Consider the following 15176-nt stretch of genomic DNA (forward strand, 5'->3'; position numbering starts at 1 on the left):
ACATGCAGGGGTTCCCGCCGCAGCCGCTGCCGCCGTGGTCGCGCGCCGTGCTCAAGGTCGGCAGCAGCCTGCTGGCCGGCGCGGACGGGCTGGACCCGCGGCATGCGCGCGCGCTGGCCGGGTTCGTGGAGGCGGCGCGCTCGCGCGGGCGCGAGGTCGTGCTGGTCTCCTCCGGCGCGGTCGCGGCCGGGCGCGCGCGGGTGCCGGCGGCCGGCAACGGCCTGGTCCAGCGCCAGGCGCTGGCGGCGCTCGGGCAGGCCGCCCTGATCGGCTTCTGGCAGGCGCTGTCGCCGCGCGCGGTCGCGCAGGTGCTGCTGACCCACGACGACCTGCGCCACCGCCGCCGCTACCTCAATGCGCGCACCGCGCTGCAGGAGCTGCTGCGGCTCGGCGTGCTGCCGGTGATCAACGAGAACGACACCGTCGCGGTGGACGAGCTCAAGCTCGGCGACAACGACAACCTGGCCGCGGCGGTGGCCTCGCTGGTCGGCGCCGACCTGCTGCTGATCGCGACCGACATCGCCGGCCTCTACAGCGGGCATCCCGGCCGAGACCCGCAGGTGCAGCCGGTGCCCGAGGTCGCCGCAGTCACGCCGGCGGTGCTGGCGATGGCCGGCCCGCCCGGCCGGCTCGGCACCGGCGGCATGCGCACCAAGCTCGAGGCCGCCGCCAAGGCCGCGGCCGCCGGCATCCCGACCGCGCTGTTCTGCGGCCGCGACCCGCAGGCGGTGGCGGCGCTGGCGCAGGACCGCCTGCACGGCACCCTGGTGCGCGCCGCGCCGGTGCGCATCAATGCGCGCAAGCAGTGGCTGCGGCATGCGCCGGCCGCCGGGCGCCTGCGGATCGATGCCGGGGCCGCGGCCGCGCTGGCGCGCGGGGCCTCGCTGCTGCCCGGCGGGGTGCGCGCGGTGGAGGGCGAGTTCCGGCGCGGCGACGTGGTCGAGCTGCTCGGGCCGGACGGCGGCTTGCTGGCGCGCGGGCAGGCGCAGTACAACGCCGGCGAATGCGCGCGCCTGGCCGGGCGCCACAGCCGCGAGATCGAGGCGCTGCTGGGCTTCCGCTACGACGACGTGCTGATCCACCGCGACGACCTGGTGCAGGTCGCCGCGGCCCCGCCCGACCCGGAGGCCCCATGAGCGGATACGTGCGAGCACTGGCGGAGGCGGCGCGCGCGGCGCAGGCGCAGATCGCCGCGCTCGTCCCGGCAGCGCGGCGCGCGCTGCTGCAGGACATGGCGGACGCGGTGGCGGACGCCGAGGCGGCGATCCTGGCCGCGAACGCGCAGGACATGCAGCGCGCGGCGGCGGCCGGGACCGGCGGCGCGCTGCTCGACCGCCTGCGGCTGGATCCGGCGCGGGTGCAGGGCATCGCCCAGGCGCTGCGCGAGGTGGCCGCGCAGCCCGATCCGGTCGGCCAGGTGACCCGCCGCGACACGCGTCCCAACGGCCTGGTGGTGGAACGCCAGCGCATCCCGCTGGGCCTGGTCGCGATGATCTACGAGGCGCGCCCGAACGTGACCGCAGAGGCCGCCGCCCTGTGCCTGAAGGCCGGCAACGCGGTGCTGCTGCGCGGCGGGTCGGAGGCGGCCGCCAGCAATGCCGCGCTGGCCGCCTGCCTGCACGCGGCGCTGCGCCGCGCCGGACTGCCGGAGGCGGCGGTCGGGCTGCTCGCGGATCCGGCGCGCGCGCACGTGCTGGAGCTGCTGCAGCTGTCCGACCTGATCGACCTGGCGATCCCGCGCGGCGGCGAGAGCCTGATCCGGTTCGTGGCCGAACACGCGCGGGTGCCGGTGGTCAAGCACTACAAGGGCGTCTGCCACCTGTACGTCGACCGCAGCGCGGATCCGGCGCAGGCGCTGGCGCTGCTGATCGACGGCAAGACCTCGCGCCCGGGCGTGTGCAACGCGGTGGAGACCCTGCTGGTGCACCGCGAAGCCGCCCCCGCGTTCCTGCCGCAGGCGCTGGCCGCGCTGCGCGCGCACGGGGTGGAGGTGCGCGGCGATGCCGCCACCGCCGCCCATGCCGCCGAGGTGCGCCCGGCCAGCGAGGCCGACTATGCCGCCGAATTCCTCGACCTGATCCTGGCGGTGCGGGTGGTGGATTCGCTGGAGCAGGCGCTGGCGCACATCGCCCGCTACGGCTCCGACCACACCGAGGCGATCGCCACCGCTGATCCCGAGGCCGCCGAGCGCTTCGTGCAGGGCACCCGCAGCTCGGCGGTGATGGTCAATGCCTCCACCCGCTTCAACGACGGCGGCCAGCTCGGGCTGGGCGCGGAGATCGGCATCTCCACCACCCGCCTGCACGCCTACGGGCCGATGGGGGCGGAGGCGCTCACCATCGAGCGCTTCGTGGTGCGTGGCCACGGCCAGGTGCGGCATCCGCCGAGCGGCTGAACGCGCCACGCCATCCCGCGCCGCGACCGGCCAGCCCGGCCTAGCCTGTTCGCCCTATGCCTTCCCGGGAATAGGCCACCCGGCGGGGGCTGCCTAGACTCCCGCCGTCTGCATGGCCGCATGGCCGTGCGTGTCTTGCGTCGGGGAGCCTGGCCATGCTGCGCCATCCATCCACATCGGCCGTTGCATCGGCGCTGTTGCTGGCGGGCCTGCTGATCGCGCCCGCTGCGCGCGCCGGCTGCGCCCCGGTCGCGCTGGCCGCGGCCGCGCAGGTGGCGACCCCGGTCGCGGCACCGGTGCAGCCCACGCCCGCTGCGGACACCGCCACCGCGCAGGAGGCGGTCGCCGCCGAAGCGCGCTCCGCGCTCGCCGCGCTGGCGCGCATCGAGGATGCCGACACCGCGCTGGCGATGGCGGCGGAGGGCGCGGCCCTGTACGAGCGCGATGCGGTCAAACTCGATGGCTACGCCTACTGCAGCCAGGCGGTGGAACTGGCCGAGAAGGGCGAATTCCGCGAGAGCACCCGGGCCGCGAGCAAGGCCCTGCACGTGGCCCTGCAGACCGGGAATACCGATCTGCTGGGCAAGGCTTACCGCGACCTCGCGATCGCCTTCAGCTACGGCGGGCAGCTGACCCGGGCCGAACAGTTCGCGCATCTGGCGCTGAAGTACCCGGGGCAGGACCCGACCCAGGTCAACGGCCCGGCGCGCAAGATCCTGGGCGACGTGCGCACCCGCCAGAAGCGCTACGACGAGGCGATCGCGCTGTACGAACAGGCCGCGCAGGAGAGCTCCGAGCGCTTCCGCCCGCTGGTGCAGGCCTCGCTGGCCAACGCGCTGATCCTCGCCGGCGACCTTCCGCGCGCGCGCCGCACCTTGGAGGCGATCCCGACGCCGGCGGGCGCACGCCAGCGCGCGCAGCTGGAGCGCACCCGCGGGCGCCTGCTGCTGGCGGAGGGCAAGCCGGCGGAGGCGCTGCAGCTGTACCGGGCGCTGGCGCAGGCCCCGGCCGAGGGCGACGAAACCTTCTACCGCGCCTGGGCGCTGGACGGCATCTCCAAGAGCGAGGCGGCGCTCGGCAACCAGGCCGCGGCCGCGGCCGCGCTGGACGAGGCGCTGGACACCTTCGAGCGCGCGCGCGCGCAGTTCCGCAGCGACGAGTTCAAGATGGGCCTGTTCTCCGACCTGCAGTCGGTGTTCGAGCGCGCGATCGCGCTGCACGGCCAGCTCGGCGAGGCCGAGCGCGCGTTCGATATCAGCGAGCGCAGCCGCGCGCGCGCGCTGCTGGACGCGGTCGCCGGGCGCGCCGAGCTCAAGGGCGACACCGGCGCCGCGCTGGATGCGCGCCAGCTGCAGGCGATGCTGGCCGCGGACGAGGCGGTGGTCGCCTACCACAGCCTGCCGGACCGGCTGGTGGCCTGGGTGCTGACCCGCGACGGCGTGCGCGAGGTGCGCTTCCCGGCCGCGCTGGCGCGCGCCGACCTCAACCGCCTGGTGGATGCCTACCGCGACGCCCTGATCAAGCTCAACCCGCGCGCACCGGAGGTCAGCGCGCAGATCGGCGCACTGCTGCTGGCACCGCTCGGCGTGGAGCCGGGGCGACGCCTGATCATCGTCCCACACGGTCCGCTGCACTACCTGCCGTTCCAGGCGCTGCGCCTGGACGATCAGTACCTGATCCAGCGCAATCCGCTCGCGATCGCGCCTTCGATCAGCATCGCCGCGCGCCTGGCCAGGCGCACCCCCAGCGCGCCGCGCCGGCTGCTCGCGTTCGGCAACCCGACCATCTCGCCGGACGTGGCCGATCCGCTGCCCGGCGCCGAACGCGAGGTGCGCGAACTGGCGCAGCAGTTCCCCGGGGCGCGCCTGTATTTCAACGCCGACGCCAACAAGACCAACTTCCTGGCGGCCGCCCCCGGCGCGCCGCTAGTGCACGTCGCCGCGCACGCCACCGCCGACAGCCTGGACCCGCTGCATTCCAAGGTGCTGCTGGCCGACGAGGATGGCAAGCCGAACTACCTGGAGGCGCGCGAGGTGATCGGCATGGACCTGTCCGGGGTCGCGCTGCTGGCCCTGTCGGCCTGCGAATCCGGGCTCGGCCGGGTCGACGACGGCGACGAGGTGCTGGGCTTCACGCGCTCGTTCCTGTCGGCCGGCACCTCCAGCCTCCTGGTCTCGCTGTGGCCGGTGTCGGACGCGGCCACCGAGAAGCTGATGACCACCCTGTACGCGGATCTGGCGCAGGGACGTGAACTGCAGGATGCGATGCGCGACGCGCAGCTGGCGGTGATGGCCGATCCGCAGACCGCCCATCCGTACTACTGGGCGCCGTTCAACCTGATCGGCAACTGGCGACTGAAGGTGACCCCATGATGCCCCGCGCTGGCCGCATCCTTCCCGGCAAGTGGCAGGCCCGCCCGCTGGCCGTCTGCCTTGCCGCGCTGCTCGCGCCGGTCCCGGCGCTGGCCGCGACCGCCGACGAGGCGCAGCAGGTGCAGCCGCTGCCGGAGCCGGCGCTGGCGGAGCCGGCCAGCTTCGAGCTGCGGGGCGTGGAGTTCAGCGGCGCCACCGGCGTGCCGGAGGCCGAGCTGCAGGCGGCGGTGGCCGATCGCATCGGCAGCCGCGTGACCCTGGCCGACCTCGAGCAGCTGGCCGTGCGCATCACCGCGCTGTACCACCGCCGCGGCTTCGCGCTCGCACAGGCGTACGTGCCGGTGCAGGAGGTGGTCGACGGGCGGGTGCGGATCGCGGTCAGCGAGAACGCGCTCGGCAGCGTCGGCATCGACATGGCGCCCGGCACCCCGCTGGCGCGCGAGCGGGTCGCGCGCACGCTCGCGGTGCTGCAGCCGGGCAAGCCGCTGGACGGCCGCCAGTACGAGCGCGCGATGTTGCTGCTGTCGGACCTGCCGGGCATCCGCCCGCAGTCGGCGATCGCTGCCGGCAGCACGCCCGGCACCACCGACCTCTTGGTCAAGGTGGATCCGCGCGAGCGCCTGCAGTACGGGCTGGAACTGGACAACCACGGCACCCGCGATTCCGGCCGCCTGCGCGCCACTGGCAGCCTGCGCTGGGCCAGCCCGCTCGAGCGCGGCGACAACCTCGACCTACGCCTGATGCTGGCGCAGGGCATGCATACCGCGTTCGGGCGGCTCTCCTACGAGACCCCGCTCGGCTACCGCGGCCTGCGCGTCGGCGCGGGCCTGGCGCGGGTGCAGTACGAACTCGGCGGGCCGTTCGCGCTGCTCAAGCCCACCGGCGTCGGCGATGTCGCCGACCTGTCCTTCAGCTATCCGATCATCCGCCAGCGCAGCACCAACCTGTTCCTGCGCGGGGTGGTCGACCACAAGGACCTCACCGACCGCTTCGAGGCGGTGTCCTTCGAGAGCCGCAAGCGGATCGTCGGCGCCGGGCTCGGGCTGTCGTTCGAACACCGCGACGGCTGGCTCGGGGGCGGCTACAGCAGCGCCAACCTCATGCTCTACCACGGCGACCTCGACATCCGCGATCCGGTCAGCGAAAGCTTCGACCGCCCGCCGTTCGGGCACCAGACCGAAGGCGGATTCGGCAAGCTGACCCTGCAGGCTGCCCGCCTACAGCGGCTCACCCAGCGGCTCAGCCTGTTCGTCGGCGCCGCGACCCAGCGCGCGAGCAAGAACCTCGATCCCTACGAGAAGTTCTCCCTCGGCGGGCCCAAGGCCGTGCGCGCCTATGCCACCGGCGAGGTGCTGGTGGACGACGGCTGGCTGGCCAGCGTCGAACTGCGCCTGGCGCTGCGGCGCGAGGCCACTGTGTTCCTGTTCTACGACGCGGCGCAGGGCGACGTGTACCACGATCCGCGTCCGTTCGACCTGTTCAATACCCGCCGCCTGCGCGGCTACGGGCTGGGCCTGAACTGGGGCAAGCCCGGCAACTACGCGGTCAACCTCAGCCTGGCCTGGCGCCAGACCGGCCCGGGCCTGACCGACGGTGGCGACCGCAACCCGCGGCTGTTCTGGTCGGTCCAGAAGGCGTTCTGAAGGAGATATCGGCATGCGCGCCCACGTCTACGCTGCGCCCACCCGCCAGCTGCGCCGGCGGCGGTTGGCACTGGCCCTGTTCACGCTCTTGGCGGCCTCCACGGCGCAGGCGCAGAACCTGCCCGGCGGCGGCACGGTGGTCTCCGGCAGCGCCACGATCGGCTATACCGGCACCCAGGCCACCATCAACCAGTCCAGCCAGGGCGTGATCATCAACTGGCTGAACTTCGACATCGGCAACGGCTACAGCGTCCAGTTCAACCAGCCCAACGCCAGCGCGGTCGCGCTCAACCGGGTGGTCGGCACCGGCGGCCCGTCGGTGATCGACGGCACCCTCAGCGCCAACGGCCGGGTGTTCCTGCTCAACACCGCCGGCATCCTGTTCGGCGGCAATGCCCAGGTGAACGTCGGCGGGCTGGTGGCCTCGACCCTGGCCATGAGCGATGCGGACTTCCTCGCCGGCATCTCCACCGGCCGCTTCCAGTTCACCGGCTACACCGGCAACGCCGGCCTGCGCAACAACGGCAGCATCCAGGCCGGGGCCGGCGGGGTGGCGCTGGTCGGGCCTTCGGTGGTGAACAACGGCAGCATCACCGCCAACGGCGCCACCATCGCGGTCGGCGCCGGCACCGCGGTGGCACTGGACTATTTCGGCGACGGCCTGACCCAGGTGCTGGTGGCCGCGCCGGCGGACATCAACTCGGCGTTCGTGCAGACCCGGCGCGGCAGCATGACCGCGGATGCGGGCCGGATCCTGCTGCGCACCGCCGCCACCGCCGGCGGAAGCGGGGGCAACCTGTATGTCAGCGGCAGCCTGCGCGCGCGCACCCTCTCCAACGTCAACGGCCGGGTCGAGCTGACCTCCGACGGCGGGATGGTCATGCTCGGGGCGCCGGGGGTGTTCTCCGATGCCAGCTCGCCGTTCACCGCCGGCTACATCGACGTCACCGGCGACGGCGGCCAGACCGGCGGCTATGCGCTGCTGCGCGGCAACTCCGTGATCCTGATCAACGAGGACGACACGCCCTTCGCACCGGGCAACCCGTTCCCGGTGGCCAGCAGGATCGATGCCTCCGGGAGTGGCGGTGGCGGTGCTGTCGATTTGTTGGCGGACACCGCCGTGCTGCTGACGGCCAATTCGCAGGTCCTGGCCGAGGCCAGCCTGCGCGGCGATGGCGGCAATGTGCGCATCGCCGGCCAGGCAGTGGGCATGGATCGCAATTCGGAGGTCAGGGCCGGTTCCAAGGATGGCGATGGCGGCAGCGTGCTGGCCGTCGCCAGCAGTGCGCTCGCCCTGTACGGCGCGCTGAATGCCAGTGGCACCATTGCGGGCGGCAGCATCCTGACCGCCACCGCCGGAAACTTTGACGTGCGCGGCCTGCAGGTGAATGCCAGCGGGCTCACCCCCGGCAGCTGGACGCTGTGGGCACCCAATCTCTCTGTCGTGCATGGCAACGCCCTCGGGTCGCTGGCGTCGCCTGCGGCCGGCCTGAGCCTGCAGGACAACGAGATCAACGGCGCGCTGGCCAACGCGACCAATGTCATCCTGCGCGCCGGCACCGGGCCGGCGGATGCCGGCAACGTCGATTTCGCCGCCGGGGTGGACATCCAGAACCGGGTCGCCGACCTGTTCCTGCGGGTGGACGCGGACGGTGCGATCACCGGCCGTGACTTCCGCATCGGCGCCAGCCTCAACGGCCGCCTAGCGATGTATTTCAATGCCGATGCCTCCAGCCGCAGCGGCGGCTATGCCGGCATCCGCTTCGCCAACGCCGACCTCGAGAGCAACGGCGGCGATATCTGGCTGTACGGCCAGTCCGACCCGCTCTCCGGCTTCGCCAGCAATTTCTCCAGCGGCATTCGCCTGATCGGCGGCAGCGTGCGCACCGGTGGTGGCAGCTTGCTGCTGCGCGGGGCCAGCACCGCGGCCGATGCGAGCGATGGCGATGCCGGGGTGCGGGTGGACGGCACCAGCCTCGACACCGCCGGCGGCGACCTCACCCTGGTCGGGCAGGGGGCGGACTTCACCCATGGCGTGGCCCTGGTCGGCGCCAGCCTCACCAGCGCCGGTGGCCGGGTGCGGATCGACGGCAGCAGCAGCGGTAGCGGAACCGGGGTGCGCAGCAGCGGCACGGCCTTCGCCAGCGGCGGCGGTGCAATCGCCATCACCGGCAGCGGCGATACGGGGGTATGGCTGGACGCGGCGCCGGGGTTCAGCAGCGGTGGCGGGGCGATCCGGATCGTGGGCAGCGGTGCGGGCCTGGGGGTGTCGCTGCGCGACGGCACGCTGGCCAGCGGCGGCGGGGCGATCGAGGTGCGCGGCAGCGCGAGCGGGAACGACGGGATCGGCACCGAGCTGGTGGATGCCCGGCTGCAGGGCGGTGCGGGCGACGTGGTGGTGGTCGGCGAGGCGGCGAACGGGCGCGGGCTGCGCTTTGCGGGTGCGGCGGCGGTGGCGACCACGACGGGCGGGATCGGGTTGACCGGGATCGGGCGCGACGTGGGGCTGGCGCTGGACAGCGGCCAGGTGACGACGGTGAGCGGCCGCCTAGACCTGCGCGGGCGCGGGACCGGGGCCGGTTCCAGCGGGCTGGTGATCGGCGACGGGGTGAACCTCACGACCAACGGCGGCGGGATCGCGCTGGCGGGGGAGGGCGTCGGCGGCGCCGGGGTGCGGGTCGGCAACGGCGCGCTAGTGGATGCCGGCAACGGCCTGCTGGTGCTGCGCGCCGGCAATGCCGGCGGCAGCGACGCGGTGGTGCTGGACGGCCGCCTGCGCAGCAGCTTCGGTATCAACCTGCGCCCGGGAGGCGTGGATGCCGGCGGCGGGCTGACCGAGCGCACCGGCGATGCGATCCTGCTCGGCGCGGGCAGCGGCGGGTTCGTGCTCGATGCCGGCGAACTCGGGCGCATCGAGACCCCGCGGCTGGTGATCGGCAGCCAGCAGCATGCCGGTGCGATCCGGGTGCTGGGCGCGATCGGCCGCACTGGCGATCTGACCCTGCAGAACCAGGGCGGCAGCGGCGGGATCGATCTGCAGGCCGGGCTGGACGTCGGCAGCGGCACGCTGACCCTCGCCAGCGGCGGCGACATCACCCAGACCGCGGCCGGTGCGCTGCGCGCCCACAGCCTGCTCGCGATCGCCGGCGGCAACGTGGCGCTGGACGCCGCCCAGAACGACGTGGCGGCAACCACGCTCGCCGGGCGCGCGGGCGGCAGCTTCCGCTACCAGGACCGCGATGCACTGGCGATCGGGACGGTCGCCGGCGCCGGCTTCGATGCCAGCGGCAACGCCTTCGGCACGCTCTCCGCCAGCGGCGTGCAGGCCGGCGGCGATGTGTTCGTGCGCAACCTGCAGGGGGATCTCACCCTGCGTGCGGACGTGGCGGGTGCCGACATCGACCTGGTCACCGCCAACACGCTGCAGAACCCGGTCGGCGCACGCCTGCTCGCCGGCGGTCACTGGCGGGTGTGGGCGCAGACCTGGGTCGGCGAGACCCGTGGCGGCCTGGCCGGCAGCGGCGCGCTGCCGAACCTGTATGGCTGCCAGTACCAGGGCAGTTGCGGGGTCAGCATCCCGGCCGGCGACGACCACTTCATCTACGTGCAGCAGCCGGTGGCGACCATCCGCTTCGACGATGCCAGCCGCGAGTACGGCCTGCCCAATCCGGTGTTCACCTTCAGCGTGACCGGCGCGATCCTGGGCGACAGCCCGGCCGCGGTCGCCAGCGGCAGCGCCGGCACCCCCGCCACCATCGGCAGCGACGTGGGCGCCTATCCCATCAGCGGCAGCTTCACCTCCGCCGCCGGCTATCGGCTGGTGCTGCTGCCGGGCACACTCAGCATCACCCCCGCCACCCTGCTGTTCACCGCCGACCCGGCGGTGCGCTACCTCGGCGTGGCCAACCCGCCGTTCACGGGCACGGTCACCGGCTTCCGCAACGGCGACACCGTGGCCAGCGTGTTCGGCAGCGCGCCGATCTGGACCAGCCCGGCCGGGTTGCTCTCGCCGATCGGGTTCTATCCCATCCTCGGCACCGGCAACCCGCGCAACTACGTGATCACCCAGGCCCCGGGCAATGCCACGGCGCTGCAGATCATCCCGCTGCCGCAGCTGTCGGCGACGCCCACCGCCTTCGTCAGCGAGCCGGTGAACACCTACGTCTACGACCGCAACATCGCGGGGGCGCCGGTGTGTGCGCTGAACGCCAGCCTGGACGATCCGGGCCTGGCCAGCGCCGGCGACGACCTGGCCAACGAGTGGGCACGGGTGCGCACCCGCCCGAACCTGAGCAGCTGCTTCGAGAGCGAGCGCCGCAACGGCTGCAACGAGTTCTGAGCCGGCATCCGCCGGCCGGCCCGGTTCGATGCGCGAATGCGTCGGAACCGGGCCGGGGCCTCACGGCGCGCAGGCAGGCACGGCTGGGCTGGAGGCCAGCAGCGCGCGCAGGCGCGCAGGGGCCGGTGGCAGCGGCCCGAGGCGCGCGCCGAGGCGGGCGCAGCGTGCCAGCAGCTCCGGCCGCGGCTGCCGGCACAGGACGACCATCTGCGGCGCCGGCCTGTGCCGTCGCTCCTGGTCCAGCAGCAACCAGGCCGGGTCGTCGGCGTCCTCCAGCGCGCACAGCAGCAGCGCAGGCCGTGCTTCGCCACCAGCGAGGGCGGCCTGCAACTGCGCCGGCGACGTGCAGGCTTGCGCGGCATGGCCCCAGGAGGCCAGCAATCCGGCCAAGGCCGCGGCGCGCGCGGGATCGCGGTCGTACACCAGCGCGTGCGGGCGGGTCGCCTGCGCATCCGCGCGCGGCAGTGCCAGCCAGAACCGGCTGCCGCGGTGCAGGGCCGAGTCCAGTTCCACGCGCGTGCCCAGCAGCGCTGCCAGGCGCGCCGCGATCGCCAGGCCCAGGCCGTAACCGCGGCGCGGATCGCGCTCCGGGTTGCCGATCTGGAAGAACTCGTCGAACACCCGTGGCTGGTGCACCGGCGCGATCCCGATCCCGCTGTCGCGGACCTCGATGCGCACGCCATCGGCGTGCCGGCGCGCGGCCAGCAGCACCCGACCGCCCGGCGGCGTCGCGCGCAGCGCGTTGTCGAGCAGGCGTTCCAGCAGGTCCGCCAGCAGTGCCGGGTCGGTGTGCACGGCGAAGCGGCCAGCGCGCCAGTGCAGGCCGATGCCGGCACGGGCCGCGGCGGCGGCGTGGCGGTGCACGAGCGCGGCGAACAGCGGCTCCAGCGTGCAGTCGGCGGCCTGCGGCTGCACCGCGCCGGCTTCGCAGCGTGCCAGCAGCAGCAGTCCGTCGAGCACGCCGGCGATGTCGGCGATGCCCTCGCGCAGCGAGGCGAGTGCGGCCTCGGCCTCGGGGTCGGGCGGCGGCGGCAGACGCGCCAGCGCCAGCTGCATGCGCTGCAGCGGCTGGCGCAGGTCGTGGCCGGTGGCGTCGAGCATGCGCTGGCGCGCCCGCAGTGCGCCCTCGCCCTGCTGGATCAGGTGCAGCATCTCCACGGCCATGCGTTCCTGCTGCGCCTGCATGTCGCGCGCCCGGCGCCGCCATTCGACGATCCGCTGCGCCAGTTCCGCCAGCGCGGCCGGGGTGCCGGGTGCTGGCGCACACGCCGTGTCGTCGTCCTGCGCTGCCGCCAGCAGCGGGGCCAGCGCGCGCGCCTGTGCCTGCCGCAGGCGCCGGCCCTGCAGCGTAAGGCCAGCCAGCAGGCCGAGGCCGGCCGCGGCCCCCCCCCCCAGCACGGCAGTCAGCATGTCCATCGTGCGTAGGCATGTCCGTTTCGACCCACAGGCTAGGACTCCGCGCCGGGGGCGGCGATAGGCCGTCGGCGCTATCTGCCGCCTCGTGTATGGGCGGTGGACTACACCGAACGGCGTATCGAATTCGCGGCGCGCGCGGCGCAGACTTCCGCTGTGACCGCGATGCGCCGCGCTGCGCACCGGTCGGAAGTCCCGATCCGAACCTGAGGCATGCCATGAACACGACTGCTCCGTTCCGTCCGCTGCTGGTGCTGGCGCTGCTGTCCGCCGCCGGGATCGCCGCGGCCCAGCAGGCGCCGGCGGTGCAGGAATCACCGTCGGTCGATTCCATCATCAACAGCCTGAAGGCCGATCCGCCGGCGGAAGGGCCCGGCCAGACGCGCGCGCTGCGCCCGGGCGCAGCGGCGATGGCGACCGCGCCGGCGCCGACGCCCGCCCCGGTGGCCAAGCCGAAGCCGGCATCGGTCAACATGCGCATCAACTTCGACTACAACTCCGCGCGGATCTCCGAGAGTTCGGCCAAGACCATGGCCACTCTGGCCAAGGCGCTGTCCTCGCCGCAGCTGGAGGGCCGCCGCTTCACCGTGGTCGGCCACACCGATGCCAGCGGCTCGGCGGCCTACAACAAGGCCCTGTCCGAGCGGCGCGCCAACGCGGTGCGCCAGTACCTGATCGAGAACGGGGTCGAGGCCTCGCGCCTGCGGGCGGTGGGCAAGGGCAAGAGCGAACTGCTCAATCCCGACGATCCGCTGGGCGCGGAGAACCGCCGGGTCGAGATCCAGGCCACTGGTGGCTGAGCCGCGGCCATGCCGCTGCAGGTCGTCAACGGCGCGCAGCTGCTGTGCAGCTTCGGCATGCTGCCCTCCAGCCTGGTGGTGCTGCCGACGAACCGCGTGTTCTCGGGTAACCAGCCGGCGGCCAACATCCTCGACCACAAGCCCATGCTCAACGTGCAGCCGTTCGGCATGTGCATGAGCCTGGCCAATCCGCAGGTGGCGGCGGCGACCTCCGCCGCCAGCGGGGTGCTGACCCCGCAGCCCTGCATCCCGATGACGCAGACGCCGTGGACGCCCGGCGCCGCCACCGTGCTGGTCGGCAACCTGCCGGCGGTGGACAACACCTGCACCTGCCAGTGCCTGTGGGGTGGGCTGGTGAGCGTGCTCAATCCGGGCCAGGTGACTGAGCTGATTCCCTAGGCCTGCCGGTACACCCCGGCGGCCCGCGCCGCTGGCCGCAGCGGTGCCGGCCGCAGCGTCGATGATTCCCGCGCGATCCCGGCGGTATCCGCAGGCACCCTGTGTCCGCGCTCCCACGCTCCCGCGCATCGTCTGAGGTTGGCGTGCCGTCAGCGCGCGCGTCCTGTCCTGTGCGAGGTGGCGGCGGCAGCGCACTGTTGGACGAAGAATGCACGGAGCGGGGCAGGACCGCGCCCGCGCGGCGTGCGTCAGCCGAGCATCCGTCCGGCATTTCCGAGCGACTGCGCGGCATTGCCGATCGCGCCGGCAGCACCGGCAGCGGCCGATTGCGCGGCGGCGACGGCGCCCTGGGCGGCCTGGCCGGCCGCGGCGGCAGCCTCGCCGACCGCAGCCTGTGCCTGCGCGACCGCGGCTTGCGCGGCCTCGCCGGCATTCGCCGCAGCCGACTGCAGGGCCTGCTGCGCGCTGCCCAGGGCTTGCTGCGCGGCGCCGTTGAGCGCCTGCTGCGCCTGCTGCGCGGCCTGGTTGGCCTGTGCCAACCCTTGCTGCGCGGCCTGGTTGGCCTGCTGCTGGGCTTGGGCGATCGCCTGCTGGGCGGTGTCGATCGCCTGCTGGGCGGCCTCGCCGACCTGCTGCTGCGCACCGTCGATCGCGGCCATCGCCTGGTCGATCGCGCCCTGCGCGGCCTGGTTGGCCTGCGTGCGCAGGCCGTTGACGGCATCGCGTGCCTGTGCGATCGCGGCCCCGGCCTGTTCGCGCACGGTTTGCTGCGCCTGGCGGACGGCGCCACGCGCGGTGTCCAGCGCCTGCTGCGCGGCCTGGTTGGCGACGGCCTGCGCCTGGTCGATCGCATCCAGCGCGCGGTCCATCGCGTCCAGGGCCTGGTCGGCCAGCCCGTCGGCGCGGTCGAGCAGGGCATCGGCCTGGTCGAGCAGATTGCCTGCGATGTCGTTCAGCGCCCCGGTGGCATTGGCGAGCGCGTTGTTGGCCTGCGCCGCGCGCCGCGCCAGCTCCTCCTGCAGCGCGCGCACGTACGGACAGTCTGAGGCGGGGAAGTCCACTGGCAGGTTGGGGAATTCGTTCGGCAGCGCGTCCAGCAGCGCGGCGACCTGGCCGAGCGCGTCGCGCGCCCGCCCCAGCACCTCGCCGCGCAGCTGCTCCAGCGCGCGGGTGGTGGCATCGCGCAGGGCCGCCTGCGCCTGGTCGATGGCGGTGTTGGCGGCGTCCAGCGCGCGCCCGATGCCGTCCTCGACCAGCGCCATCGCGTTGTCGACCATGCCCATGGCGCGGTCGATGGCCTCCTGCGCGGCCTGTTCGGCGCAGGCCATCGCCTGGTCGAGGGCCTGGTTGGCCTGCGCCAAGGCCCCTTCCGCGAGTGCGCGTGCCTGCTGTTGGGCACGATCCACCGCGCCCTGCGCCTGCGCCAGCGCGCCCTGGGCGGCGGCGCCGGCCTGCTGGCTGGCCTGGTCCAGGGCCTGGTTGGCCTGCGCCAGTGCGTTCTGCGCCAGGTCGTTGGCGCTGGCGCGGGCGGCGTCCAGGGCCTGGTTGGCCTGCGCCAGCGCGCCCTGGGCCGCGGCCCCGGCCTGTGCGGCGGCCTGCTGCGCGGCCTGCTGCGCCTGCGCGATCGCGCCGTTGGCGGCGCCCGCGGCCGCGGACGCGGCATTGGCGACCGCGGTCTGGGCCTCGCCGATCGCCGCCTGTGCGGCCTGGCCGGCGCTGGCGGCCGCGGCGCTGGCGGCCTGCTGCGCCTGCTGCACCGCCTGCCCGGCGCTGGCGCCGATCGACGACAGTCCTGAGGTCAGTCCGTCGAACATC

Annotated in this window: 9 protein-coding genes; 7 read left to right on the plus strand and 2 right to left on the minus strand. The window is 74.0% G+C overall.

Annotated features, from left to right (window positions below; translation table 11 throughout):
* Window positions 1-2 precede the first annotated feature (2 nt).
* From proB to ML340_RS06495, 5 genes are all read left to right on the plus strand, one after another.
* On the plus strand, window positions 3-1136 hold the full coding sequence (proB, locus tag ML340_RS06475; RefSeq protein ID WP_240097893.1) for a glutamate 5-kinase: 1134 nt from the start codon (window positions 3-5) through the stop codon (window positions 1134-1136).
* Complete coding sequence (locus ML340_RS06480) at window positions 1133-2395, plus strand: glutamate-5-semialdehyde dehydrogenase (RefSeq protein ID WP_240097895.1); 1263 nt, start codon at window positions 1133-1135, stop codon at window positions 2393-2395. Before proB ends, ML340_RS06480 begins: the two co-directional genes overlap by 4 nt.
* A gap of 155 nt (window positions 2396-2550) precedes the next feature.
* A complete protein-coding gene (locus ML340_RS06485; protein WP_240097897.1) occupies window positions 2551-4767 on the plus strand; it encodes a CHAT domain-containing protein in 2217 nt (738 codons plus the stop codon).
* Window positions 4767-6410: a ShlB/FhaC/HecB family hemolysin secretion/activation protein gene (locus ML340_RS06490; protein ID WP_240097899.1), complete on the plus strand. Its 1644-nt coding sequence runs from the start codon at window positions 4767-4769 to the stop codon at window positions 6408-6410. The genes ML340_RS06485 and ML340_RS06490 overlap by 1 nt, the downstream gene beginning before the upstream one ends.
* Before the next feature lie 13 nt (window positions 6411-6423).
* Window positions 6424-10749: a two-partner secretion domain-containing protein gene (locus ML340_RS06495; protein ID WP_240097901.1), complete on the plus strand. Its 4326-nt coding sequence runs from the start codon at window positions 6424-6426 to the stop codon at window positions 10747-10749.
* 60 nt (window positions 10750-10809) lie between these two features.
* Here the strand turns inward: ML340_RS06495 and ML340_RS06500 are convergent, their stop codons facing one another.
* The gene (locus ML340_RS06500) at window positions 10810-12159 is read right to left on the minus strand and encodes an ATP-binding protein (protein ID WP_240097903.1); all 1350 of its coding nucleotides are present in this window, start codon (window positions 12157-12159) and stop codon (window positions 10810-10812) included.
* Between the two features lie 221 nt (window positions 12160-12380).
* Between ML340_RS06500 and ML340_RS11930 the strand changes: the two genes are divergently transcribed.
* Both ML340_RS11930 and ML340_RS06510 read left to right on the plus strand, forming a co-directional pair.
* On the plus strand, window positions 12381-12962 hold the full coding sequence (locus ML340_RS11930) for an OmpA family protein (protein ID WP_275672643.1): 582 nt from the start codon (window positions 12381-12383) through the stop codon (window positions 12960-12962).
* A 9-nt stretch (window positions 12963-12971) separates the two neighbouring features.
* The gene (locus ML340_RS06510) at window positions 12972-13361 is read left to right on the plus strand and encodes a DUF4280 domain-containing protein (protein ID WP_240097905.1); all 390 of its coding nucleotides are present in this window, start codon (window positions 12972-12974) and stop codon (window positions 13359-13361) included.
* 248 nt (window positions 13362-13609) lie between these two features.
* On the opposite strand, the gene ML340_RS06515 is transcribed toward ML340_RS06510, so the two are convergent.
* Window positions 13610-15175: a hypothetical protein gene (locus ML340_RS06515; RefSeq protein ID WP_240097907.1), complete on the minus strand. Its 1566-nt coding sequence runs from the start codon at window positions 15173-15175 to the stop codon at window positions 13610-13612.
* Between the last annotated feature and the right edge of the window lies 1 nt (window position 15176).

Origin of the sequence: Thermomonas flagellata, assembly GCF_022419185.1 — a bacterium.
GTDB classification, from domain to species: domain Bacteria; phylum Pseudomonadota; class Gammaproteobacteria; order Xanthomonadales; family Xanthomonadaceae; genus Thermomonas; species Thermomonas flagellata.